This is a genomic window from Pseudoroseomonas cervicalis ATCC 49957 (assembly GCF_000164635.1).
Taxonomy (GTDB): Bacteria; Pseudomonadota; Alphaproteobacteria; order Acetobacterales; family Acetobacteraceae; genus Pseudoroseomonas; species Pseudoroseomonas cervicalis.
The window spans coordinates 1-658 of sequence record NZ_GG771193.1; the positions used below are offsets into that span (position 1 = coordinate 1).

Genomic DNA, 658 nt, shown 5'->3' on the forward strand with positions numbered 1-658 from the left:
GGCGGCGGCGCGGGTGGAGCGGCTGCTGGCCGGCAGTGGCCTGGACGGCCGGGGCGACGCGCCGATGGCCGCACTCTCCTATGGCGAGCAGCGCATCGCCGACCTGCTGATGGCGCTGGCGCTGCAACCGCGCCTGCTGCTGCTGGACGAGCCCACCGCCGGCCTCTCCGCCGCCGAGGCGGCGCGGCTGCTGCGGCTGGTGCGCGGCGCGGGCGCGGACACCGCCATCATCCTGATCGCGCACGACATCGACATCGTCTTCGCCCAGTGCGACCGCATCGCCGTGCTGCATCTGGGGCGGCTGCTGGCCTGCGGCCCGCCGCGGGCGGTGCGGGCCGACGCGGCGGTGCGCGCCGCCTATCTCGGGAGCCTCGCGGATTGATGCCGGACGACACCGCCCCGCTGCTCGCCCTCTCCGGCGTCTCGGCGCATCATGGCGGGCTGGAGGCGCTGCGCGACATCGCGCTGGAACTGCGCGCCGGCGAGGCGGTGGCGCTGCTCGGCCGCAACGGCGCCGGCAAGACCACGCTGGCCGAGGCGCTGTTCAACCTCGGCCCGCGCCTCGCCGGCTCGGTGCGGGTGATGGGGCGGGAGGTGGCGGGCTGGCCGACGCACCGCATCGCGCGGCTCGGCCTGGCGCTGGTGCCGCAGGGGCGCG

General features: G+C 77.4%; 2 protein-coding genes. Both read left to right on the forward strand.

The window, feature by feature from the left end; genetic code table 11:
* The coding region (locus tag HMPREF0731_RS22520) for an ABC transporter ATP-binding protein C-terminal domain-containing protein (protein ID WP_007006584.1) at window positions 1-382 on the forward strand (382 nt) is incomplete at its 5' end.
* Window positions 382-658, forward strand: a 277-nt coding sequence (locus tag HMPREF0731_RS22525) for an ATP-binding cassette domain-containing protein (protein ID WP_007006585.1), incomplete at its 3' end; no start/stop codon positions are given. The genes HMPREF0731_RS22520 and HMPREF0731_RS22525, both read left to right, overlap by 1 nt.